Source organism: Miltoncostaea oceani (assembly GCF_018141545.1).
Lineage (GTDB): Bacteria > Actinomycetota > Thermoleophilia > Miltoncostaeales > Miltoncostaeaceae > Miltoncostaea > Miltoncostaea oceani.
This window is the reverse complement of record NZ_CP064356.1, coordinates 513,348-535,424: the sequence shown is the minus strand read 5'-3', so window position 1 is coordinate 535,424 and position 22,077 is coordinate 513,348. Positions and strand designations below refer to the sequence as shown.

General features: G+C 76.3%; 23 protein-coding genes and 1 tRNA gene. 14 read left to right on the top strand and 10 right to left on the bottom strand.

The window, feature by feature from the left end:
• Window positions 1-3: 3 nt before the first annotated feature.
• Window positions 4-642, bottom strand: coding sequence for a TetR/AcrR family transcriptional regulator (locus tag IU369_RS02640; protein WP_217923017.1), 639 nt, complete (start codon window positions 640-642; stop codon window positions 4-6).
• A 62-nt stretch (window positions 643-704) separates the two neighbouring features.
• Here IU369_RS02640 and IU369_RS02635 point away from each other — a divergent pair, with 62 nt between their 5' ends.
• Both IU369_RS02635 and IU369_RS02630 read left to right on the top strand, forming a co-directional pair.
• Window positions 705-1,421: an ABC transporter ATP-binding protein gene (locus IU369_RS02635; protein WP_217923016.1), complete on the top strand. Its 717-nt coding sequence runs from the start codon at window positions 705-707 to the stop codon at window positions 1,419-1,421.
• The gene (locus IU369_RS02630) at window positions 1,418-2,155 is read left to right on the top strand and encodes an ABC transporter permease (RefSeq protein ID WP_217923015.1); all 738 of its coding nucleotides are present in this window, start codon (window positions 1,418-1,420) and stop codon (window positions 2,153-2,155) included. Before IU369_RS02635 ends, IU369_RS02630 begins: the two co-directional genes overlap by 4 nt.
• Before the next feature lie 10 nt (window positions 2,156-2,165).
• Here the strand turns inward: IU369_RS02630 and IU369_RS02625 are convergent, their stop codons facing one another.
• Window positions 2,166-3,320 (bottom strand): FapA family protein, encoded by a 1,155-nt coding sequence (locus IU369_RS02625; protein WP_217923014.1) that lies wholly within the window; start codon window positions 3,318-3,320, stop codon window positions 2,166-2,168.
• An 89-nt stretch (window positions 3,321-3,409) separates the two neighbouring features.
• On the opposite strand from IU369_RS02625, the gene IU369_RS02620 reads away from it, so the two are divergent.
• Genes IU369_RS02620 through IU369_RS02610 form a run of 3 tightly spaced genes read left to right on the top strand, consistent with a single transcriptional unit; the run spans window position 3,410 to window position 5,191 of the window.
• A complete protein-coding gene (locus IU369_RS02620) occupies window positions 3,410-4,135 on the top strand; it encodes a L,D-transpeptidase (protein WP_217923013.1) in 726 nt (241 codons plus the stop codon).
• 55 nt (window positions 4,136-4,190) lie between these two features.
• Complete coding sequence (locus tag IU369_RS02615; protein ID WP_217923012.1) at window positions 4,191-4,514, top strand: hypothetical protein; 324 nt, start codon at window positions 4,191-4,193, stop codon at window positions 4,512-4,514.
• A gap of 32 nt (window positions 4,515-4,546) precedes the next feature.
• Complete coding sequence (locus IU369_RS02610; RefSeq protein ID WP_217923011.1) at window positions 4,547-5,191, top strand: lysophospholipase; 645 nt, start codon at window positions 4,547-4,549, stop codon at window positions 5,189-5,191.
• Here IU369_RS02610 and IU369_RS02605 read toward each other — a convergent pair.
• Window positions 5,170-6,120, bottom strand: a complete 951-nt coding sequence (locus IU369_RS02605) for an acyl-CoA desaturase (protein WP_217923010.1) — start codon at window positions 6,118-6,120, stop codon at window positions 5,170-5,172. The two genes, IU369_RS02610 and IU369_RS02605, sit on opposite strands and share 22 nt — an antisense overlap.
• 134 nt (window positions 6,121-6,254) lie before the next feature.
• On the opposite strand from IU369_RS02605, the gene IU369_RS02600 reads away from it, so the two are divergent.
• From IU369_RS02600 to IU369_RS02590, 3 genes are read left to right on the top strand one after another with little or no spacing between them, the layout of a single operon-like run.
• Window positions 6,255-7,493: an NAD(P)/FAD-dependent oxidoreductase gene (locus tag IU369_RS02600; RefSeq protein ID WP_217923009.1), complete on the top strand. Its 1,239-nt coding sequence runs from the start codon at window positions 6,255-6,257 to the stop codon at window positions 7,491-7,493.
• Window positions 7,490-9,556, top strand: a complete 2,067-nt coding sequence (locus tag IU369_RS02595) for a DUF1365 family protein (RefSeq protein ID WP_217923008.1) — start codon at window positions 7,490-7,492, stop codon at window positions 9,554-9,556. Before IU369_RS02600 ends, IU369_RS02595 begins: the two co-directional genes overlap by 4 nt.
• On the top strand, window positions 9,556-10,347 hold the full coding sequence (locus IU369_RS02590) for an SDR family NAD(P)-dependent oxidoreductase (RefSeq protein WP_217923007.1): 792 nt from the start codon (window positions 9,556-9,558) through the stop codon (window positions 10,345-10,347). The genes IU369_RS02595 and IU369_RS02590 overlap by 1 nt, the downstream gene beginning before the upstream one ends.
• Window positions 10,348-10,374: 27 nt before the next feature.
• On the opposite strand, the gene IU369_RS02585 is transcribed toward IU369_RS02590, so the two are convergent.
• From IU369_RS02585 to IU369_RS02575, 3 genes are read right to left on the bottom strand one after another with little or no spacing between them, the layout of a single operon-like run.
• Window positions 10,375-11,688 carry a chloride channel protein gene (locus IU369_RS02585; protein ID WP_217923006.1) on the bottom strand — a complete coding sequence of 438 codons (1,314 nt, stop codon included), beginning with the start codon at window positions 11,686-11,688 and terminating at the stop codon, window positions 10,375-10,377.
• 54 nt (window positions 11,689-11,742) lie between these two features.
• On the bottom strand, window positions 11,743-13,113 hold the full coding sequence (locus tag IU369_RS02580) for a dihydrolipoyl dehydrogenase family protein (RefSeq protein WP_217923005.1): 1,371 nt from the start codon (window positions 13,111-13,113) through the stop codon (window positions 11,743-11,745).
• 10 nt (window positions 13,114-13,123) lie between these two features.
• On the bottom strand, window positions 13,124-13,408 hold the full coding sequence (locus IU369_RS02575; protein ID WP_217923004.1) for a DUF427 domain-containing protein: 285 nt from the start codon (window positions 13,406-13,408) through the stop codon (window positions 13,124-13,126).
• Between the two features lie 347 nt (window positions 13,409-13,755).
• Between IU369_RS02575 and IU369_RS02570 the strand changes: the two genes are divergently transcribed.
• Window positions 13,756-13,828, top strand: a tRNA-Glu gene (locus IU369_RS02570).
• Between the two features lie 125 nt (window positions 13,829-13,953).
• Here IU369_RS02570 and IU369_RS02565 read toward each other — a convergent pair.
• Window positions 13,954-14,274, bottom strand: coding sequence for a cupin domain-containing protein (locus IU369_RS02565; protein ID WP_217923003.1), 321 nt, complete (start codon window positions 14,272-14,274; stop codon window positions 13,954-13,956).
• Window positions 14,271-14,714, bottom strand: a complete 444-nt coding sequence (locus IU369_RS02560) for a phage holin family protein (RefSeq protein ID WP_217923002.1) — start codon at window positions 14,712-14,714, stop codon at window positions 14,271-14,273. The genes IU369_RS02565 and IU369_RS02560 overlap by 4 nt, the downstream gene beginning before the upstream one ends.
• Before the next feature lie 88 nt (window positions 14,715-14,802).
• Here IU369_RS02560 and IU369_RS02555 point away from each other — a divergent pair, with 88 nt between their 5' ends.
• The 5 genes from IU369_RS02555 (at window position 14,803) to IU369_RS02535 (ending at window position 19,733) form a co-directional block, all read left to right on the top strand.
• Entirely contained in the window at window positions 14,803-15,762 is a 960-nt protein-coding gene (locus IU369_RS02555) for a hypothetical protein (protein WP_217923001.1), read from the top strand.
• 86 nt (window positions 15,763-15,848) lie between these two features.
• A complete protein-coding gene (locus IU369_RS02550; protein WP_217923000.1) occupies window positions 15,849-16,334 on the top strand; it encodes a mismatch-specific DNA-glycosylase in 486 nt (161 codons plus the stop codon).
• A 69-nt stretch (window positions 16,335-16,403) separates the two neighbouring features.
• Complete coding sequence (locus tag IU369_RS02545; RefSeq protein WP_217922999.1) at window positions 16,404-17,924, top strand: hypothetical protein; 1,521 nt, start codon at window positions 16,404-16,406, stop codon at window positions 17,922-17,924.
• Window positions 17,921-18,466, top strand: coding sequence for an adenylyltransferase/cytidyltransferase family protein (locus IU369_RS02540; RefSeq protein ID WP_217922998.1), 546 nt, complete (start codon window positions 17,921-17,923; stop codon window positions 18,464-18,466). Before IU369_RS02545 ends, IU369_RS02540 begins: the two co-directional genes overlap by 4 nt.
• Window positions 18,438-19,733, top strand: coding sequence for an alkaline phosphatase family protein (locus IU369_RS02535; RefSeq protein WP_217922997.1), 1,296 nt, complete (start codon window positions 18,438-18,440; stop codon window positions 19,731-19,733). Before IU369_RS02540 ends, IU369_RS02535 begins: the two co-directional genes overlap by 29 nt.
• Here IU369_RS02535 and IU369_RS02530 read toward each other — a convergent pair.
• Both IU369_RS02530 and selD read right to left on the bottom strand, forming a co-directional pair.
• The gene (locus IU369_RS02530; protein ID WP_217922996.1) at window positions 19,730-20,980 is read right to left on the bottom strand and encodes an acyl-CoA dehydrogenase family protein; all 1,251 of its coding nucleotides are present in this window, start codon (window positions 20,978-20,980) and stop codon (window positions 19,730-19,732) included. The genes IU369_RS02535 and IU369_RS02530 overlap by 4 nt on opposite strands.
• Window positions 20,977-22,038 (bottom strand): selenide, water dikinase SelD, encoded by a 1,062-nt coding sequence (gene selD, locus IU369_RS02525; RefSeq protein WP_217922995.1) that lies wholly within the window; start codon window positions 22,036-22,038, stop codon window positions 20,977-20,979. Before selD ends, IU369_RS02530 begins: the two co-directional genes overlap by 4 nt.
• Window positions 22,039-22,077 lie beyond the last annotated feature (39 nt).

The following is a 22,077-nucleotide window of genomic DNA, read 5'->3' as shown; positions in this document are numbered from 1 at the left end:
CCGTCAGGACGCGGGCGGCTCCAGGAGCCCGGCGAGCACCCGCGCGGCGTCCACGGCCCCGAGGGCGGCGGCGTCGCCCGCCATCGCCTGCCGCACGGCCGCCGCGAGGAACAGGCCGTGCCAGATCCAGGTGACCGCCTCGGGATCGAGGTCGCCGCGCACCGCGCCCGCGGCCTGCATCGCCTCGACCGCGCCCCGCAGGGGCGCGCGCACCGCGAGGAACGCCCCCCGCACGGCCTCCCCCACCTCGGGGTCGTCGGACATCGAGATCGCGAGCAGGATCAGGCGGGCGGTGACGCCGATCTCCCCGTCGGCGAGCCGGGCGTCGAGCGTCTCGGGGAGCGCCCCCGGCCCGGGGGTGACGCCGGGCGGGGGGGCGAGGGCGCGCGCGTCGGCGAGGCGGCCGCCGATCTCCGCGCGCAGCACCTCCGCCAGCAGCTCCCGCTTGGAGCGGAAGTGGCGGTAGAGGATCGCCTCGGAGCAGTCCGCGGCGCGCGCGATGGCGGCGGTCCCGGCGCCGTGGAAGCCGTGGCGGGCGAACTCTGTGCGCGCCGCGGCGAGCAGCGCGACCCGGCGGTCCTCGCCGCTCATGCGGGTCCGGCGTGGGGTCTCGGCGGGGTCGGGGGCCACGGCGATTGACATGTTAGCAGTCACTCACTAGCGTGGGCGGTGTTGTTAGTGACCACTGACTTCTGGAGGACGCGATGGACGCGGTGACGGTCCGCGACCTACGGGTGGTGCGCGGCGGGCGGACGGTGCTGGACGGCCTGACGCTGGAGGTCGCGGCCGGCACGGTGACCGGCCTGCTCGGCCCGAGCGGATGTGGCAAGAGCACCCTCATGCGGGCGATCGTCGGCGTGCAGCGCGTCGCCGGCGGCGCGATCGAGGTGCTCGGCGCACCCGCCGGGTCGGCGCCCCTGCGCCGGCGGGTGGGGTACGTGACGCAGGCCCCGTCGGTGTACGGCGACCTGACCGTCCGCGAGAACGTCGCCCACTTCGCGCGGCTGCTCGGCGCGCCGCGCGGGGACGTCGACCGCGCCATCGCCACCGTCGGACTCGGGGAGGAGGCGACCCGGACGGTGGGCGGCATGTCGGGCGGGCAGAGGATCCGCGCATCGCTCGCCGTCGCGCTGCTCGGGTCACCGGAGCTGCTGGTGCTGGACGAGCCGACCGTCGGCCTCGACCCCGTCCTGCGGCGCGACCTCTGGCGCACGTTCCACACGCTCGTCGCCGGCGGGGTGACGATCCTCGTGTCGAGCCACGTCATGGAGGAGGCCGCCGAGTGCGACGCCCTCCTGCTGATGCGCGACGGCGCGCTCGTGGCCGCCACCACCCCCGACGGGCTGCGGGAGCGCACCGGCTGCGACGACCTCGGCGCCGCGTTCCTGCAGCTCATCGAGGGGACGGGGGCGGCCCGGTGAGCGCCTCCGCCACGTGGGCGGTCGCCGTCCGCGTCCTCATCCAGCTCCGCCGCGACCCGCGCACCATCGCGCTGCTCGTCGTCGTGCCGTGCGTCCTGATGGTGATCCTGCGCTACGCGTTCGACGGGGAGCCGCCGGTGTTCGCCCGGATCGCCCCGCCCCTCGTCGGCCTGCTGCCCTTCATCACGATGTTCATCGTCACGTCGATCGCGATGCTGCGGGAGCGCACCTCCGGGACCCTGGAGCGCCTCATGAGCATGCCGGTCGGCAAGCTCGACCTGCTGGCGGGGTACGCCCTGGCGTTCGGCGCGGTCGCCGTCGTCCAGACGCTCGTGCTGGCGGCCGTGACGCTCGGGCCGCTGGGCGTCGACACCGCGCGCGGCGCCGCCGTGCTCGTCGCGCTGGCGGTCGCGAACGCCCTGCTCGGCATGTCGCTCGGGCTCCTGGCGAGCGCGTTCGCCACCAGCGAGTTCCAGGCGGTGCAGTTCATGCCGGCGATCGTGCTGCCGCAGCTCCTGCTGTGCGGGCTGTTCGTGGCCCGCGACCGGATGGCGGGGCCGCTCGAGGCCCTCTCGGACGTGCTGCCGCTGACCTACGCCTACGACGCGCTGGCCCGGGCCGGCGCGCCCGGGCCCCTCGGCACGCGGTTCGTGATCGACGTCGCGGTGGTGGTCGTCGTGACGCTCGGGGCGCTCGCCCTCGGCGCGGCGTCGATGCGCCGCCGCTCGGGGTGAGCCGGCCGGCTCACCCGCCCTCGACCACCACCCGCCCTGGCTCGAGGGCGATCCGCAGGTCGTGGCGGCGACGGTCGATGCGGACGGTCTCGCGGCCGATCCGTATCTCCACGCCGGGGTGCGCGACGGCGGCCCGCACCAGGTCGCGCACGGGCCGCGCGCCGGTCATCTCCACCCGCAGCGGCGTGTCGCCCCGGCCGCCGAGCGTCGCGGCGCGCAGGCGGCCGCCGACGCGCAGGGTGCCCCCGAGGATCGCGCCGCCGGACGCCACGGCCGTCACGTCGCCGCCCGCCGTGATCTCGCAGCCGGTCGCCCCGGCGCCGGTGAGGCGCAGCGGGCCGGCGCAGTCGATCGACGCGTCCCGGGCGGCCGCGAGGCGGATGCCGGGCGGCTCCGGCGCGGGGCGCACCGTGGTGGCGGCGCGCAGGAACGCGCCGGCGCCGGCGAGCCGCGCGACCGGGTCCGGCACACCCGTCGGCGCGGCCAGGACGGCCCGGGCGGCCGCGAGCTCGGACACCATCGCGGGCACCAGGCCGGGCCACGACCGCCGCGCCGAGGCGACGACCCGCTCGGCGGCGGCGAGCCGGTCGTCGAGGTCGGCGAACCGGCCGTCGCGGAGCGCCGCGACCGCGCGGCCGGGCGCCGCGGGCGCACCGCGCCGGTCGGCGGCCGCGACGAGCTGACGGGCGAGGGCGGCCAGGACGAGCAGGTCGTCGGGCACCCCGGCGAGGGCGCCGTCGAGGGAGCGGCGCATGCGGGCGACCCCACCCGCGGCGAGCCGGGCGCCGCTCGCCCGCCCCTCCACGGTGAGCTCCCCGCCGGCGCGGACGTGCGCCCGGTCGACCATGCCGGTGACCCGCACCGGACCGGTCGCGCCCACCTCCCGTCCCGCGCCGACGTGCCCCTCGACGAGCAGGGCGCCCCACACGTCGTGGTCGTCGCCGCGGTCACGGGCGTCGCCCGTGACGTGGCGCGGGTCGATCGCCACGACACCCCCCGCGACGGCGGGGACGCCGTCGCGGGCGGCCCGGAGCTCCACGCCCCCCTCGGGCCGCGCCAGCGCCAGGACCCCCGCGCCGGCGGTCCCGGCGGCCCCCGGGGGGACCACGGCGAGCAGGGTGCCCGCCTCGACGTCGGCGGGGGGCGGCGTGGTGGGGATCGTCATGCGCCCCTCATCGGCCCCGCCGGACGGGCGCTGCACGGCGCCGGGTGCGTGCCCTCAAGCCCCGCGGACGCGGCGACGACACCACATGCATGTGGAGGTTCTGTGGTTTCGCGATCGGCGCGGCGGCGCTGGCGGTGCTGGCGCCCGGCCCGGGCGCCGGCGCCGAGTCGCTGGAGGTGCGCGCGCGCCCGGCCCTCACGGCGCGGGTGGTCGTGCCGGGTGTCGCGCGCAGCGCGCCGCGCCCGGGCAGCCGGCCACGGATGCGCCTGGTCGGCTCCACGACGTGGTCGGGGACGGCGCAGAAGCTCCTGGTGACGGGACGCCACCGCGACGCGCGCGGGCACGAGTGGGTGCGCGTGCAGCTCCCCGTCCGCCCGAACGGCACGGCCGGGTGGGTGCGGGCGGACACGGTCCAGCTGCAGGGGCGGCGCGTGCGCATCGAGGTGCACCTCGGGTCGCGCCGCCTCGAGGTCTGGCGTGGCCGCACCCGCCTCGCGAGCCACCCCGCCGGCATCGGCCGGCCGGGCACGCCGACGCCCGTCGGCCGCTTCGCCATCCAGGACCCGGTGCCGACGCTGCCCGCGTGGCGCTCGGTGTACGGCGCGTGGACGCTCACGCTGACGGCGCACTCCCCCACCCTGCGCACGTTCATGGGCGGCGACGCCCTCGTCGCGATCCACGGCACCGGCACGGGCCGCAGCTGGCGGGTGGGCACGGCGTCGAGCTTCGGCTGCGTGATCCTCGCCGAGCCGGCCCTCGCCGCGGTCGCCCGGTACGCGAACGCCGGCACCCCGGTCCTGATCGACCGCGCGTAGCGCCCGGACGCCGACCGCGGTCCCCGGGGGCGGGGGCGGGTCTATCCTGGACACCGTGATCCCCGTGTCGCAGCGAACGTGGTCCCTCGTCCTCGCCGGCGGCTGCGCGTGGTGGGTGGCGTTGACGGTCCTGCGCACCGAGCGGATGGCGGAGATGCTCGGCATCCCCCCGTCGGAGGTCCGCGCCCTCGGGGTGCGCGACGCCGGCAGCGGCCTCGCCCTGGCGCTCTCCCCCGACACGCGCACGTCGATCGGCGTGCGGGTCGCGCTCGACCTGGCCGACGCCGCCCGGTACGGCCGGAGGGACCGGAAGGTCCTCGCCATCACCGCGGGCGCGACGGCCTTCGGCGCCCTCGGCCTCCTGGCGCGGCCCCGCTGAGCGTCGCGGAGGAGCTCGCGAGCGGTGCCGCGATGCGCCGCACCGGGCCCGAGGACGGACTGCCGGTCGTCTGCATGAGCGGCGGCAGCGGCGGGCTGCTGCCGGGCGACTGGGGCGGGTCGATCGAGCTCCTCGTGCGTCGCCTGGCGCCGCGCTTCCCCGGCCTGCGCTTCCACGAGGTGCGGTACCGCGTGAAGTCGTGGAACCGGCTCGAGATGTGCATCGAGGACGCCCGGTCGGCGCTCGACGCCGCCCGCGACCCCCGCGGCCGGGGCACCCTGCTCATCGGCTTCAGCATGGGCGGGGCCGTCGCCATCGGCGCCGCCGACCACCCGAGCGTCGTCGGGGTGATGGGGCTCGCCCCGTGGATCCCCGACCGCATGCCCGTCACGACGCTGCGCGGGCGGGACCTGACGGTCGTGCAGGGCTCGCTCGACGGCTGGCTGCCGGGGATCCCCGGCATCAGCCCGGCGAGCTCACGGCGCGGCTACGAGCGCGTCCTCGCGGCGGGTGTCCCCGCCACCTACGAGCTCATCCAGGGCGCCGTGCACCCCATCGCCCTCCGGTTCGGGGGGCGTCTCGTGCCGATGCCGCGGGCGGAGGTGTGGGCGGACCGGGTCGCGGTCCGCCTCGAGGCCTTCCGGACCGCCGGCGCTCAGGCCGAGGCGGCCGCCTGAGCGGCGCGACGGGCGAGCCGGTCGGCGGTCGGGACCTTCACGTCCCACGCCAGGCCCAGCCTCTCCAGGGTGCGGATGGTCCACCAGCTCATGTCGACCTGCAGCCTCCCGAGGCCGTGGACCGCCGAGCCGGGGAACGCGTGGTGGTTGTTGTGCCAGCCCTCGCCGAACGTGGGGAGCGCGATCAGCCAGTTGTTGCGGCTCTCGTCGTCGGTGGCGTAGGGCCGGCGGCCGAACGTGTGGCAGATCGAGTTGACGCTCCACGTCATGTGGTGGAACAGGAAGATCCGCACGAGGCCGCCCCAGACGAGGCCGGTGAGGCCGCCGCGCAGGGTCGGGTCGACCGCGAAGCCCACAGCGAACGGGATGCCGAGGGACAGCACGACCCACAGCATGTAGAGGCGGTCGATGCGGCGGATGACGTCGTCGTCGTAGAGGTCGCGCCCGTACCGGCGGCCGCGCTCCATGCCCTTCGTCGTGACGAGCCAGCCCATGTGGGCGTGCAGGAAGCCCGCGAGCCCGCCGAAGACGCCGTCGCGGTGGCCGTGGGGGGAGTGCGGGTCGCCCTCGCGGTCCGACAGCGCGTGGTGCTTGCGGTGGTCGGTGACCCACTGGGTGACGGGACCCTGGATCGTCATCGACCCGAGGATCGCGAGGAGGCCGCGGATCGCGGGGGTCGTCTTGAACGCCTTGTGGGAGAAGAGCCGGTGGTAGCCGACGGTGATGCCGAGCCCGCACGCCGTGTAGAGCACGACGAGCAGGACGATGTCGACCGGACGGACGGCCACGCCCCACAGGAGGCCCATCGCGGAGAGGACGCCGATGGGAGGGGTGAGGACCGCGATGAGGGTGATGACGCGGCTCGGGATGCTCGTGCTCGTCCGGACCGTGGCGATGGGGGGTCCGGACGCGGCGCGTGCTTCGTTCACGATGTGGGCTCTCCCATTCGGATGGAGCGTAGTGGGGTCCGGCGGGTTCGGGCCTCCTCATCCGTCTACGGGTGCGGACCGTATACGGATGAGATGACGTTCAGACCGGACACGGCGGGACGGGTGGGCACGCGATGAGGGTGGCCGTCGTCGGCGCCGGCATCGCCGGACTCGGTGCCGCCCACGCCCTCGCGCGCGTGCACGAGGTCACCGTGTTCGAGGCTGATGCCCGCCCGGGCGGTCACGCGAACACCGTGACCCTGCCGCGCGACGGCGGGGACCTGCACCTCGACACCGGGTTCCTCGTCCACAACGAGCCGAACTACCCGCGTCTCAGCCGCCTCTTCCGCGAGCTCGGCGTCGCGGTGCAGGACTCCGACATGTCGTTCGGGGTGAGCTGCCGCCGCTGCGGCGTGGAGTACTCGGCGGTCGGCCTGTGGCGCCAGCCGCGGGCGCTGATGAGCCCGCGGATGCTGCGGCTCCTCGCCCAGATCATCCGGTTCCTGCGCGAGGGGGAGGGCGGCCTCGACCCCCGCCACGCGCGCAGCACCCTCGGCGACTACGTGCGCATCGAGGGGTACTCGCGCGACTTCCGCGACCACTACCTCGTGCCCTTCGCGGCGGCGTTGTGGTCGACCGCCCCCGGCGAGACGCTGGAGTTCCCCGTCGCCTACGCGGTGCGCTTCTTCCAGAACCACGGACTGCTCGGCTTCCGCCGCCACCAGTGGCGGACGGTCGTCGGGGGCAGCCGCACGTACGTCTCCGCGATCACGGCGCCGATGGGCGACCGGCTGCGCCTGTCCACCCCGGTCCGGTCGATCGCCCGGAACGCCGACGGCGTGACGATCCGGACGGCGGGCGACGCGCGGGAGCGCTTCGACGCCGTCGTCGTGGCGACCCACGCGCCGCAGGCGCTCGCGATGCTGGCCGACGCCGACCCCCTGGAGCACGAGGTGCTGGGGGCGTTCCGCACGACGCGCAACAGCACGGTGCTGCACACCGACGAGCGGCTGCTGCCCGCCCGCCCCGTGGCGCGGGCGTCGTGGAACTACCTGGTGGACGACTGCCGCGACCCCTCGCCGTCCCCCACGGTCACCTACCACCTCAACACCCTGCAGGCCCTCGACGAGCCCGAGCACTACTGCGTGACCTTGAACCGCGACGACCGGATCGCCGAGGATCGGGTGATCCGCCGCGTGGAGTACGCCCATCCGCTCTACACCTTCGCCTCGCTCGACGCGCAGGGGCGCCTGCACGAGCTGGACGGGCGGCGGCGCACGTGGTTCTGCGGCGCCTACCAGGGCTTCGGGTTCCACGAGGACGGCCTCGCGTCGGGGCTGCGGGCGGCCGCGGGGCTCGGGGCGCCCTGGTGAGGTCGGGGCTCTACGAGGGGTCGCTGCTGCACGCCCGCACCGCCCCCGCGCACAACGCGTTCCGGTACCCCGTCTGCTTCTACGGGCTCGACCTGGACGAGCTGCCGGAGCTCGACCGGCGGCTCACCCTCTTCGGCTACAACCGGCCGGCGGTGCTGACGTTCCGCGACGGCGACCACCTCGGCGACCCGCAGCGGCCGTGCAAGGAGAACGTCGTCGCGTTCCTCGCCGAACGCGGCATCGACCTCGCCGGCGGCCGGGTGCTGCTGATCACCAACCTGCGGCTGCTCGGCTACGTGTTCAACCCCGTCAGCTACTTCCACTGCTACGCCGCCGACGGGTCGCTCGCCGCGATCGTCGCGGAGGTCTCCAACACGTTCGGGGAGCGGCACAGCTACCTGCTGACGGCGGAGAACCGGGTGCGCGACGGTGCGCGGCAGGTGTACGAGCACCGCAAGGTGATGCATGTCTCGCCGTTCTTCGGCATGGACCAGACGTACCGGTTCTCGTTCGAGGGGCCGGGCGAGAGGATGCACGCGGGCGTCGGCATCGCCGAAGGCGGCGAGCAGCCGTTCTGGGCGGAGCTGACCGGCGTGCGGCACCCGCTGACGGATGCCCGCATCGCCCGCGCCCTGGTGCGCTATCCCCTGATGTCCCAGCAGGTGTCCGGACTCATCCACTGGCAGGCGGTGAAGCTCGCGATGAAGAAGGTCCCGTTCCACCGCAAGCCCCGGTTCTCGCCGGGTGAGGGCTCCGTCACGACGGCGGTGGCGGAGGGGGAGCCGCGGCAGCCGTCGCGGCGGGCCCTGCGCCCGCTGCCGGACCCGCGGCGCTCCCCCCTGACCCCGCTCGCGCGCCGCGCGGCGCTGTGGGGACTCGGCTCCCCGGCGCGGGGCCGCATCTCGGTGCGGCTCCCCGACGGCACGGTGCGCCGCGCCGGCGACCCGTCGACCGGTCCGGACGTCGAGGTGACCGTCGGGTCGAAGGATCTGTGGCGGCGGCTGGCGACGCGCGGGCGGCTGGCGATCGGCGAGTCGTACGTCGCCGGCGACTGGTGGACGGACGACCTGGTGGGCCTGCTGGAGATCCTCGCCGTGACCGCGGAGGACGTCCGCAGCCGCCCGCCGGCGTCGCTGCTGATGGAGGCGCAGCGCCGGCGCCCGCGCCTGCCCGCACGCTCCGACCTTCCGGGGGCGAAGCGCGACATCCAGTACCACTACGACCTCGGCAACGACCTCTACGCCCTGTTCCTCGACCCGAGCTGGACGTACTCGTGCGCGGTGTTCGAGCACCCGGGGATGTCGCTTGAGGAGGCGCAGGCCGCCAAGTACCGGCGCATCTGCGACAAGCTCGACCTCGGCCCCGGGTCGCACGTGCTGGAGATCGGCTGCGGGTGGGGTGGCTTCGCGCTGCACGCCGCGTCGGAGTACGGCGCCCGGGTGACGGGCCTGACCCTCTCGGAGGAGCAGGCGGCGCTCGCCCGGGAGCGGGTCGCCGACGCCGGGCTCACCGACCGCGTCGAGATCCTGCTGCAGGACTACCGCACGATGGAGGGCACCTTCACCCACGTCGCCTCCATCGAGATGCTCGAGGCGATCGGCCACCGCGAGCTGCCCGTCTACTTCGCGGCGGTCGACCGCCTGCTGGCGCCGGGCGGCGTGGCGTGCATCCAGACGATCGCGGTCCCCGACCAGCGGTACGAGCGGTACCGGCGCGGCAACGACTGGATCCGCCAGTACGTCTTCCCGGGGGCCCTCATCCCGTCGCTCGACGCGATCACGAGCGCGATGACCCGGTCGTCGGAGCTGATCGTGCACGGCGTCGAGAACATCGGCTACCACTACGCCCGCACGCTGCAGATCTGGCGGGAGGACTTCCTCGCGAACCGCGAGCGGGTCCTCGCCCTGGGGTACGACGACCGCTTCGTCCGGACGTGGGAGTTCTACCTCGCGTTCTGCGAGGCGGGGTTCCGCACCCGGGCCCTGCACGACTACCAGCTGGTGCTGACGCGGCCGTTCAACGACCGCCTGCCGGCGGGCCCCACCCCGCGGATGGCGTTCTGATGGGCCTCGCGGGCACGGTTGTCTGGATCACGGGGGCGTCGTCGGGCATCGGCGAGGAGGTCGCGCGCGAGCTGGCGCGGCGCGGGGCACGGGTCTGCGTCACGGCCCGACGCGCCGACGCGTTGGAGGCCCTGGCGGCGTCGCAGCCGGGCATCAGCGCGCACCCGGGGGACATCACCGACGCCGACTCGATGCACGCCGTCGTCGACGCGATCACGGCGGAGCACGGGCGCATCGACATCGCCCTGCTGAACGCCGGGACGTACCGGCCGGTGCTCCCCGACGAGTTCACGGCCGAGCTGTTCCGCCCCCACGTCGAGGTGAACGTGATGGGGACGGTCAACTGCATCGAGGCGGTGCTGCCGGGGATGCGCGGGCGGGGGGCGGGGCGGATCGCCGTCGTCGCGAGCGTCACCGGCTTCGCGGCGCTCCCGATGGCGAGCGCCTACGGCGCGACGAAGGCGTTCCTGATCTCGATGGCGGACAGCCTGCGCGCCGACCTCGCCGGCGAGCGCTCCGGCGTCCGGGTCACGGTGGTGGCCCCCGGGTTCGTGACGACGTCGCTGACGGAGCAGAACGACTTCGAGATGCCGTTCGTGATCGAGGTCGACGAGGCGGCGCGGATCATCGCCGACGGCCTCGAGGCGGGGGACGACGAGATCGCGTTCCCGCGGCGGATGGCGTTCGCGATGAAGCTGATCGGGCGCTGGCTGCCCGGTCCGCTGCGCCGGGCGTACGTGGCCCGCATCGCGGCGAAGCGCCACCGCGACCGGCGGCGGCGCGCCGGCTGAACCGGGGGCGCCCCGGCGGGGGCGGCATCAGGCCGGTGCCCGGCGCCCGGTCGCGCGGTCGACGGCGAGGGCGGTGAGCCAGGCCGCGACGGACGCGATCACGGCGATCGGCAGGGTCTCCGAGACGTTCCCGCCGACGACGAAGGCCGCGAGGACGACGCCGGAGATCGGCAGCCTCAGGCCGGCGGCCCCGGCGGCCGCGATGCCCGCGACGACGGCGGGGGTCGTGTCGAAGCCGGGGAGGACGATGGCGAGGAACGCGCCGACGCCGGCCCCGATGGCGATGGTCGGGAAGATCGGGCCACCGCGGAACCCGGCCCCGAGGGTGATGGCGTAGGCCACGGCCTTGAGGATCATCGCGAGGCCGAGGACCCCGGCGGAGGTCTCGGCGACGGTCGCGGGCACCGTGGACTGGCCGGAGAAGAGCACGAGGTCCACCGGCTGGTCGGTGATCGCCCGGAATGCCACGGCGAGGACGCCGACGACCAGGCCGCCGACGAGGAGCGCCGCGACCCGGTGGGCGGCGGTCGCCGCGGCGATGCGACGCGCGGCGGGCCGGGCGGACGCGACGACCACCGCGATCCCGAGGGCGCTCACGATGCACCACGCGATGTCGACGATCCGGACGCTCGCGTAGTCGGCCAGGGAGGGGATCGCGAGGGATCCCCGCGAGAGGCCGGGCCAGTCGTCGATGCCGGTGAAGGCCAGCGCGCCGGTGCCCGCCGCGAGGAACCCGGGGGCGATCGTCGGCAGGAGGGCCGGTCCGGCGACCATGCCGCTGGCGACGGCCACCTCGAGCAGGACCAGGGACGAGGGCAGGGGGCCTCCGAGCACGACGCTGATCGCGGCGAACGCGCCGGCGAGCCCGAGCACCTTGGCGCCGTCGCCCTCGATGCGGAGGAGCCGCGCCACCAGGAGCCCGAGGGCCAACCCGAGCGCGATGAGGGGCGCCTCGGGACCGAGCACGAGGCCGAAGGCGAGCGTGCCGACCGCGGCGAGCAGGATGCCGGGCAGGGTCGAGAGCGGCAGCGCCGTGAGGCTGAGCCCCTCGATCGGCGAGTGCCCGCCGCGGCCGGGCAGCAGGAGCGCCGCGGCCACGATCAGGCCGCCGGCCACCGGCAGGACGATGACGTACCAGGCGGCGGGCTCCGACCAGCCCAGCGCGTCGGGGAGGTCCGTCCAGAGGGCCTCCTGCAGCTCGTTGATCAGCGACGTGAACCCCGCGGCGGCGATGGCCACCGGCATGCCCATGAGGGCGCAGATCGCCAGCAGCGCGACGTAGCGGCCGTTGAGGACGGGTGGCGCGGCGGCGGGCGCGGGTCCCGGCGGGTGCTCGGCCATGCCCCCTCTCGTCTTGCTCACCGTGTCGGCTCCCGCGCCGGGAGCAGGGACACGCTACCCGGCCAACGCGCTCCGGGCAGCCCCCTGGACCGGCTCGCCGAGCGTGGGGTGGATGTGGAACGCGTCGAGCAGGGGGTCGGCGCTGCCCGCCCGCATCGCGACGACGACGGGGTGCACGAGGTCGGCGGCGTGGTACGCGAGGACGTGGGCGCCGAGGATGCGGCGGGTGGCGCGGTCGGCGACGACCTTCACGAGGCCGCGTTCCTGCCCCCACGCGCGGGCCTTGCCCCCGGAGAAGCGGGTGAGGCCGACGCCGACGTCGTGGCCGGCGCGGCGGGCCTCCTCCTCGGTCATCCCGACGGTCGCGAACTCGGGGTCGGTGAAGACGGCGCGGGGGCCGGGGTCGGGGGTGACGTCGTGGGCGCCGAGGCCGAGGGCGTTCTCGGCGGCGTCGCGGCCGAGCTGCCGGGCGACGTGGGTGTACGCCCCCCAGGGCGCGCCGAGCACGTCCCCCGCCGCGTAGTGGCCCTCCCGCGAGGTGGCGAGGCGCGCGTCGACGGGGATGCCCCTCGGCCCGCCGTCGACGCCGGCGGCCGCCAGGTCGAGGGCCGCGACGGACGGGCCGCGGCCCGCCCCGAGCAGGAGGGCGTCGCCGTCGACCTCGCGGGCGACGCCGCCGGCGGTGAACGCGACGCGGGGGCGTCCGTCCGGTCCGGTCCCGACGCGCTCGACGTCCGCGCCGCAGGCGATCGCGATCCCCTCGGCCTCGAGGAGCTCGTGGAGCGCCTCGCCGATCTCGGGGTCGGCGCCGGGCATCAGGGTCGGGGCGGCCTCGATGAGCGTCACGGACGAGCCGAGCCGCGAGAGGGCCTGGCCGAGCTCCAGCCCGATGGGGCCGGCCCCGATGACGACGAGCCGGGGCGGCACCTCGCGGAGCAGGAGGACGTCGTCGCTGGTGAGGTGGGGCGTCTCGGCGAGGCCGGGGATGGGGAGCACGATCGGCTCAGCGCCGGTGGCGACGAGCACCCGCGGCGCCCGGAGCCGCTCGTCGCCGACGACGACGACCCCCGGCTCGGCGAAGCGGGCCTCGCCCCGGACGATGCGGACGGTCTCGAGCGACTCGAGGTAGGCGGTCGCCCCGGCCGACCCCTTGTCGACGATCCGCTGGACGCGGTCGATGACGGCGCCCATGTCCACCCGGTAGCCGTCGACGACGATCCCGTAGTCGCCCGCGGTGCGGACCTCGTGGGCGATCTCGGCGCTGCGGATGAGCGCCTTCGAGGGGATGCACCCGCGGGTGGGGCACGTCCCCCCGATCCGCCCGCGCTCGATCACGGCGACCTGGGCCCCGGCCTCGGCGGCACGGCCGGCGGCGTTGATGCCGGCCATGCCCGCGCCGATGACGATCAGGTCGAGGGCGGGCACGGCGGCGATCCTACGGCTCGACCGTCACGCCACGCCAGAAGGCGACGCGGTCCTTGATCTCGGCGGCCGCGTCCTTGGGGGCGGGGTAGTACCAGGCGGCCCCGGCGTTGACCTGCCCGTCGACGACGACGTCGTAGTAGCTGGCGGTGCCCTTCCACGGGCAGACCGACGTGTTGGAGCTGTCGGCGAGGGTGCTGCGGTCGAGGGAGTCGGCGGGGAAGTAGTGGTTCCCCTCGACGACGACGGTGTCGTCGCTCTCGGCGATCACCGCTCCGTTCCAGACGGCCTTCGGCATGTCGGGTCCTTTCGCGTGGGACGTCCCGGCCGGCACGGGCGGGACCCGTGGATGGTGGCAGCGGCGGCCCCTCCGCGCCCGCCTCCCGGCCCCGCCGGACCCCCCGTGACCGACGGGTGGCCGACAGCCGACGGTCCCGCTAATCTCGCTCTACTACGGAAGGGAGGTGGTCCTATTGCATAGTGACTGTAGAGGTGGCAGTAGCTAGGGGCGTGCCCCTGATGCGCAGCTGCAGCAACGGGGATGGAACCACGCCCCGAGCCAAACCTCTTCTGCCACCGGGGCCCGGGATCGGCTTTCTCAAAGCCGTCCCGGGCCCTTCTTTCTGGTTTGATCCGCTCTGCCGGGCCCCCATCGTCTAGCGGCCCAGGACACCGCCCTTTCAAGGCGGCGGCACGGGTTCGAATCCCGTTGGGGGCATCGCGTGCGGACCGCTGTTCCTCCCTGAATCCATCGGGATCCGGTCCGGGGGCGTGCCTCGACGCACGCGACAACGGACGCCGGGGCCGCCCTCGGGCGGCCCCGGCGGCTCGCTCGTCGGACGCCTACCGCGGGGGTGCGTGCACGGCGAGCCACCGCGTCCCCGGTGCGGCGTCGTGGAGCACGTGGGGCTGCCCCGCGGGGATCAGCACCCAGTCGCCCGCGACCAGGTCGTGCACGTCCCCGCCGGCCTCGAGGCGGGCCGACCCGTCGAGGACGACGACCCACTCGTCCGCGTCGCCGGTGAAGCGCTGCGGGCCGGCGAGGCGGCCGGTGAGGATCAGCTCCACCCGGGCGCCGCCCGGCGTCGCGACGACGTCGTGCCGCTCCCCGTCGGCCGGCGCGGCGGGGGCGCCGTCGAGGCGCCCGCGCCGGAACGCGCTCACGACGTCCGGCGCGACCGGTCGCGGTCGCCGGAGACGGCGCCGACGAGCGCCTGCACCAGCACGTTGACGATCCAGACCACGATCGTCGCGCCCACGTACGTCCAGAAGCCGTCGATCGTGAAGTCGGGGGCGACCCACTCCGCGAGGGCGAGCATCGCGACGTTCAACGCGAAGTAGGCCAGGCCGAACGTGAAGATGATCAACGGCAGGGTCAGCAGGGCCAGCAGCGGCTTCAGGAACGCGTTGCCGAGGGCGAGGACCGACGCGCCGATCACGAGCGGCCACCAGCGGGCGATCTGCACGCCGGAGAACAGGCCGTCGACCACGATCAGGGCGACCATGTTGATGCCGACGGCGACGATCAGCCACACGATGAACGACGGCGGGTCGGGGCGTCCCCGCGAGACGACGACGATCTGACGGGGCGGCTCGGACGGCATCGGCCGACCATACCGTGGGCGGCCGCACCCCTGCACCGTCGTCCACACGTTCCTTGACCGGGGATGCCCATGCTGGTTGGGTCGCGCGATGCCCCGGACGCCGATCCTGCTCACCCTCGCCGCACTGCTGGTCGCGCCCGCCGCGGCGACCGCGCAACCCGTCGAGAGCGCCTTCTACAACTCGGTGATCCCGTTACGCGTCGACCACCTCGTCGGCTTCACGCCGACCACCTTCGCGATCCACCCCCGGGGGCGGCGGGTCGTCCCGATCATGGTCCGCGTCGGCGGCCGCACGTACCGCTACGTGTTCGACAGCGCCTCCGCGGTCGTCGGCCCGTCCGCCGGCATCTACCTCCGGAACATGGTCCGCCTGCGGCGCTACCCGAGCCCCCAGGGCGTCTTCCTCGACCGGCGGCTCACCGCGGCGGAGCGCCGCCACCTGGAGGTGCGCGCCGACCTCGGCCGCGACGCCGACGTCCTCGCGGTCGCCGCCGGCCACCCGGCGTGCGCGTCCGGGGTGTCCCGGGCGGTGGCGCGCGGGATCGCCGCCGGCCGGATCCGCGCCTGGTCCGCGGCCGGCGTGGCGGTGCCCGCCGGCGCGGACGCCATCGCGCTCCGGCGCGCCGGTGACGGGATCGAGCGGTCGTCGGAGCCGCGCTTCGGGGCGCCCACGCGGGCACCCGCGGGGGCGCGCGTCGTGCGCGACGGCGGGCTCTCCGAGGCCGCGTCCGGCGACCTCGCCGTCGCGGCCGTGACGAGCTGGTCGCGGGCCCGCGCGTACGCATCGACCACCTGTGCGGTCCCCGTCGGCGGGTCGGCGCCGACCGACGCCACGGTCCGCGCCCTCGCCCACCCCGACGCGTACCCGATCACGTTCGTCACGCTGCGGCGCCTCGGCCCGCCGCGGGGCGTCCGCTCCATCACCGCCGCGTTCCTCACCTACCTCAACGGACCCCTGGCGACCGCGTCGTTCCGGACGCGCGGGATGCTGCCCGCGACCGGCGACTGGCCCCCCGTGGCCGTCCCCACCCCACCGCCGGGGCCCTGACCGGCCCCCGCCCCCGGCCGACCCGGGCCGAGCTCGAGGCCGCCCGCGGCCTCGTCGTCCCCGACCTCGTCGCCGACGACCTCGACATGCTCCTCTGCGGCATCAACCCCGGCCTGTGGACGGCGTGGTCGGGGCACCACTTCGGCCGGCCGGGCAACCGCTTCTGGGCGGCGCTCCACCGCGCCGGCCTGACGCCGCGCCTCCTCCGCCCCGACGAGCAGGACGCGCTGCCGGGGATGGGGATCGGCATCACCAACGTCGTCCCCCGGACGACCGCGGCGGCGTCCGAGCTCACGCCGCAGGAGATCCGGGAGGGCGGGGAGCGGCTCGCGGCCCTCGTCACCCGCGTCCGCCCCGGCGTCGTCGTCGTGCTCGGGGTGGGCGCCTACCGCACCGCCTTCGGGCGTCCCCGCGCGACCCTCGGGCGCCAGCCCGAGCCGCTCGCCGGCGTCCCCGTCTGGGTGGCCCCCAACCCCAGCGGCCTGCAGGCGCGGTACGGCGTCGAGGAGATCGCCGCCCTCCTCCGCGACGCGGCGCGCGACGGGGCCGCCCGGCGGGCCGCCGCGGGCTGACCCCGCCCGGGCGACGCACGTCGTCCGCGGATGGTGCCGGACGCCGGGGGGCCGGGGTAACGTGGCGCCATGCGGACCCCGCCGGCACGTCGCCCCGTCCCCCGCCGCACCCTCCTCGGGGCGGCGCTCGCCGTCCTCCTCGCCGCGGCGACCGCGGCGACCGCGGCGCCGCCCCGGGCCGAACTGCTCGTCGTGCGGGACCGCGTCGTCACGACGTCCCCGGGGGGCGTGCCGTCGGTGGTGCACCTCGTCAACCGCGGCGGCCCCGTCGCCCTCGAGGCACGGCGGGTCCCCGGGACGGGCGACTGGGTGGCCGAGCAGGTCGTCGACGGGACGCGGGGGCCGCTGCCGGCGACGGTGCCCGCCGGCCCGCGCGGCCTGGGACGCGCCGTCACCGTGACCGTCCTCGACGCCGCCCGCCGGGTCGTGCGGCGGCGCGCCCTCGACATCTGCCTCAACGCCTCACCCGAGCGCCTCGGGCCGTCCGGGCCGGCGCGGAGCGGGTTCCCCCAGCAGTGCCTCACCCACCCGTTCGCCCGCGGCCTGCGGATGGGGCTCGACACCGACTACGGCGTCCCCGTCGAGCTGTGGCGCGTCACGGGGTACGGGCTCGACCCCGGCCGGTACACCGTCCGCGTGAGGATGCGGCCCGCGACGGCCGACTGGCTCGGGATGGCGCAAGCCGACCGCGCCGCCACCATCGCCCTGCGGGTGCTCCCGCCCCCGCGCCCCGAGCCCGCGGCGCCCGGCGACGACGACCACCTCGGCGGCGGACGGACGGGCGAGGGCGTCTCCGCCCCCGACCCCGGACCCCGGCACGCCCACCCACCGCGGTACCGGCCGGTGCGGCGCACCGCCCCGCCCGCCACCGACGTGGTCCCGCCCGCCGACGCCCTGCCGAACCTCGTCGCGCTGCCCGCCACCGACGTCACCGTCACCCGCCGCGGCCGCCGCGACCTGCTCGAGTTCTCGGCGACGGTGTGGAACGCCGGGCCGGGGACGCTGATCGTCGAGGGCTACCGCCGGGGCACGGCGCCGCGGATGGACGCCTGGCAGTTCTTCCGGCGCGGCGACGACGACGTCGCCGCCGTCCCCGTCGGGCTCCTCGACTACGACCCGCGCGCCGCCCACGACCACTGGCACTTCCGGGACTTCGCCCGGTACTCGCTGGTCCGCGCCGACGGGCGGCCCGCCGCGGTGAGCCCGAAGGAGGCGTGGTGCCTCGCCCCCACCGACCAGATCGACCAGCTCGTCCCGAACGCCGACCTGCTCACCGGGGACACGTCCCTCGGGTCGGCCTGCGGCGACGCCGACGCCGTCCAGGTGCGCGAGGTGCTGGAGGTCGGCGCCGGCGACACGTACGGCAACGGCACACCCGGCCAGGCGATCGACGTCACGCGCCTCCCGAACGGCGTCCACCTCCTGCGGATCGAGGGGAACCCCGCCGGGGCCCTCCGCGAGTCGACGACCGCCGACAACGTCGCGCTGCGGCGCATCGTCCTCGGGGGCCGGCCCGGCGCCCGCACCGTCCGCGTGCCGCCGGCGGAGGGCATCGACACCCGGCGCGGGCTGCGGATCGCCCTCCCGTGATCCCGCGGGGCATGGTCCACGGCCGGTTCCAGCCCTTCCACCACGGCCACCTCGCCTACCTCCGCGGCGCGGCGGAGCGCAGCGCCGAGCTCTACGTCGGCATCACCGACCCCGACCGCCGTGCCACGCGGCCCGAACCGGCCGACCCCCTGCGCCACCTGCCCGCGTCGAACCCGTTCACCTACACCGAGCGGCTCGTGATGATCGAGGCGGCGGCGGCCGAGGCCGGCATCGCGGTGCGGATCATCCCGTTCCCCGTCACCGAACCCGACCTGTGGCCCGACTACGTGCCGGACGGGGTCGTCCACTTCATCCGGCTGTTCTCCCCGTGGGGCGACACCAAGACCACCCGCCTGCGCGCCGCCGGGCACCGGGTCGAGGTGCTCCCCGCCCCCGAGGGCAAGGCCGTGTCCGGTGCGGCGGTGCGCGACGCCGTCCGTGCCGGCGACCCGGCGTGGCGGGCCATGGTGCCGCCCGCCGTCGCCCGGTTCATCGACGACCTCCCCGAGGGCCATGCGCTCGATCCTCGTCCTGCTCCTTGACGGCCTCGGCGACCGCGCCCACCCCGGCCACGGCGGGGCGACCGCGAACGAGGCCGCCCGCACACCCCACCTCGACGCCCTCGCCGCCCGCGGCACCACCGGCCTGCTGTGGCCGCTCGGTCCCGGGCGCGCACCGTCGAGCGAGGTCGCCCACTGGGAGATCCTCGGCTACCGCCCCGGCGAGTCGCCCGGCCGGGCCCTCATGGAGGCCCGCGGCCACGGCGTGACGGTCGGCGACGGGGACGTCCTCGCCTACGCCGCGCTGCGCCCCACCACCCGCCGGGACGGGGCGCTCTGGGCGACGGGGCGCCCCGGGCCCGGCGACGGCGACGACGCGGCGGCGCTGCTCGCCGCGATCGGCCCCGCGGAGGTCGACGGCCTCCGGTTCGCGCTGCGCCCCCTGCGGCCCGGCCGGGGCGAGGGCGTGCTCGTCGTCACCGGCGGGGCCGACGACCGCGTCACCGACTCCGACCCGTTCCACCGCGACCGCCACCCGGTGATGCGCCCGCAGCCGCTCGTCCCCGAGGCCGCGGCCACCGCCCGGGCCGCGGAGACGTGGAGCCGCGACGCCGTCCACGCGCTCGCCGCGCACCCGCGCAACGGGGCCCGCCGCGACCGGGGCCTGCCGGCGCTCGACGCGATCACCCTCAAGTGGTGGGGCCGACCGCGACCCGCGCCGGCCTTCCGCGCCCGCCACGGGGTCGACGGGGTGATCATCGCCGGCACCCCCTTCCTGGCCGGCCTCGCCGCCACCGTCGGCCTCGGGTCGCGGCACTGCGGTGAGGGCGGCGACCCGGCCGCCGCGATGCGCGCCCGGCTCGACGTTGCGCGCACCGCCCTCGACGACGGGGCGACGTTCGTGTTCTGCCACCTCAAGGCGACCGACGAGGCGGGCCACACGAAGGACCCGGCGGTGAAGCGGGCCACCGTCGAGGCCGTCGACGGCGCCCTCCACGACCTCGCCGCGCGGTTCGGGGACGTCGTCGTCTGCGTCACCGGCGACCACGCCACGCCGACCTCGCCCGAGGTCATCCACAGCGGCGACCCCGTGCCGTTCCTGCTCGCCGGGCCGGGCGTCCGCGCCGACCGGGTCGACCGCTTCGGGGAGATCCACTGCGCCGACGGCCTGCTCGGGCGCATCACCGGCGCCGACGTCATGCCGGTGCTGCTCGACGCCGCCGACCGGTCGCTGTTCCTCGGGTCGCGTCCCACGGCCGTCCCCCACCCGACGGGGACCCCCGCCGACGTGGAGCCGCTCGACGTCTAGACCGGCTCCCCGTCGTACCCGGCCGCGAGGCTGTCGGCGATCATCGCCCGCTGGATCTCGGTGGTCCCCGCCGGGATGCGCAGGTTGCGCGCCACCCGGTAGATGCGCTCGATGCCGGTCTCGGCCAGCAGGCCGCGCCCGCCGTGCACCTGGATCGCGCGGTCCGCGACGCGCAGCAGCGCCTCGTCGCACCACGTCTTCAGCATCGACAGGTCACGCCGCTCGGCGGCGCCGACCGGCCCGCCGTCGAGCAGGCCGGTGTCCTCGAGCCGGGCGAGCACCTCGAGCGCCAGCGCCCGCATCGCCCGCCAGTCCATGTAGACGTCGCTGAGTCGCTCGGCCACCGCGCCGAAGTCCGAGATCGGGCGGCCGAACGCACGGCGGGCGCCGGTGTACCCCACGGAGCGGTCGAGGCAGTGCCAGGCGAGGCCGGAGCACATCCCGCCGCGGCGGCTGCGGGCCCAGTTGATCCAGAGGAAGACGAGGTCGAGGGCGCCGCCCTCGCGCCCGATCAGCGCACCCGGGGGCAGGCGGACCCCGTCGAAGGAGAGGGGGCCGGTCTGGCCGTCGGCCATGATCGTCTGCTGGACGGGGCCCCGCGACGCCCCTGGGGCGTCCATCGGGACGAGGAACGCCGTGACCTCGCGCCGCCCCGCCCCCTCGACCCGCGCCATCACCTGGGCGTGCTGCACGAACGGCGCGCCGGTGATGAGGTGCTTCCCCCCGTCGAGCACCCAGCCGTCGCCGTCGCGGCGCGCCGAGGTGGTGAGGGCGAGGGCGTCCGACCCCGCGCCGGGCTCGGTGAGGGCGAACGCGACGTTCGTGTCGCCCGCGAGGAACCCGGGGAGCACGGCCTCCCGGGCCTCCGCGCTCCAGTGGCGCACGAGGTGGCTCGGCCCGTCGGTCCACGCGAGCATCCACTGCACGCCGCGCAGACCGTGCCGGTAGACCTCCTCCTGCACGTGGAAGACGTCCACGAGGCCGAGGCCGAGGCCGTCGGGCGCGGGCAGGTGGGGGCAGTAGAGCCCGGCCCGCGCGGAGGCCTGCTGCATCCGGTGCTTCAGCCCGATCATCGGGGCCGCGAGCCGCCCGTCGGGTTCGAGGGCGAACGCCGTCGGGCCGATCTCCCGCTCGACCTCCTCCACCATGGGGAGGGCCTCGTCGGCGATGAACTCCCGCACCCGGTCGAGGATCCCGCGGCACCGCTCCGACGGCGGGTACCCGCGCGGCCCGGCCGGCGCGCTCACGCCGTCACCGCCACGCGCCCGGCGGGTCCCGCCGTCAGCCGGCCGACGTCCCAGGCGTCCACCCCGGCCCGGGACAGCGCATCGTGCAGCGCGCCGGCGCGGCCCGGCGCGACGGCGAGCAGGAGGCCGCCGCTCGTCTGGGGGTCGTGGAGCAGGTCGAGGACCTCCGGGGCGACGTCGGCGCCGGCGTCGACGAGGTGGTCCGCGTACCGCCGGTTGCGCCGCGCCCCACCGGTCCGGACCCCCGCCGCGGCCAGGTCGCGCGCGCCCGCCAGCAGCGGGACGGCGCCCGCCCGGATCGTCGCCCCCGTCCCGCTCTGCGCGGCGACCTCCGTGAGGTGGCCGACCAGGCCGAAGCCGGTGACGTCGGTGGCGCACCGCACGCCGGCCTCGGCGGCGGCGCGCGCCGCGGGCCCGTTGGAGGTGAGCATGGAGGCGACGGCCGCCTCCACGTCCACCGGGCGCGCGCGTCCCGACGCGGCGCCGTTCGCGATCACGCCCGTCCCGAGCGGCTTCGTGAGCACCAGGTGGTCCCCCGGGCGCCCGGCGTCGTTGCGCATGATCCGGTCGGGGTGGACGGTGCCGATCACCGCCAGACCATACGTCGGCTCGGGATCGCCGATCGTGTGGCCGCCGAGCACGGGGCACCCCTCGCGGAGCGCGGCGTCGGCGCCCGCCCGCAGGATCCGCGCGAGGTCGCGCGGATCGCCGTCCTCGGGGAACGCCGCCACCGCCAGCGCCAGGACCGGCGTCGCCCCCATGGCGTGCAGGTCGCCGATGGCGTTGACGGCGGCGACCGCGCCGGACGTCGCGAGGTCGTCGAGGAGCGGGGTGGCGACGTCCACCGACGCCACGATCGCCAGGTCGTCGCGCACGCGCACCACGGCGGCGTCGTCGGATCCCCCGGGGCCGACGAGCACGTCCGGGCCGGTCACGGATGGCATCAGCGACAGCGCCTCCACCAGGGCCGTCCGACCGAGCTTGCACCCGCACCCGCCGCCGCGTCGCCGCGGGGGCGGACCGGTCGTCGCCCCGCCGTCGGCGCGCGCGGTGGTCATGGGCGGACCCTAGTGATCGTCAGGAGCGTGCAAGGAGGG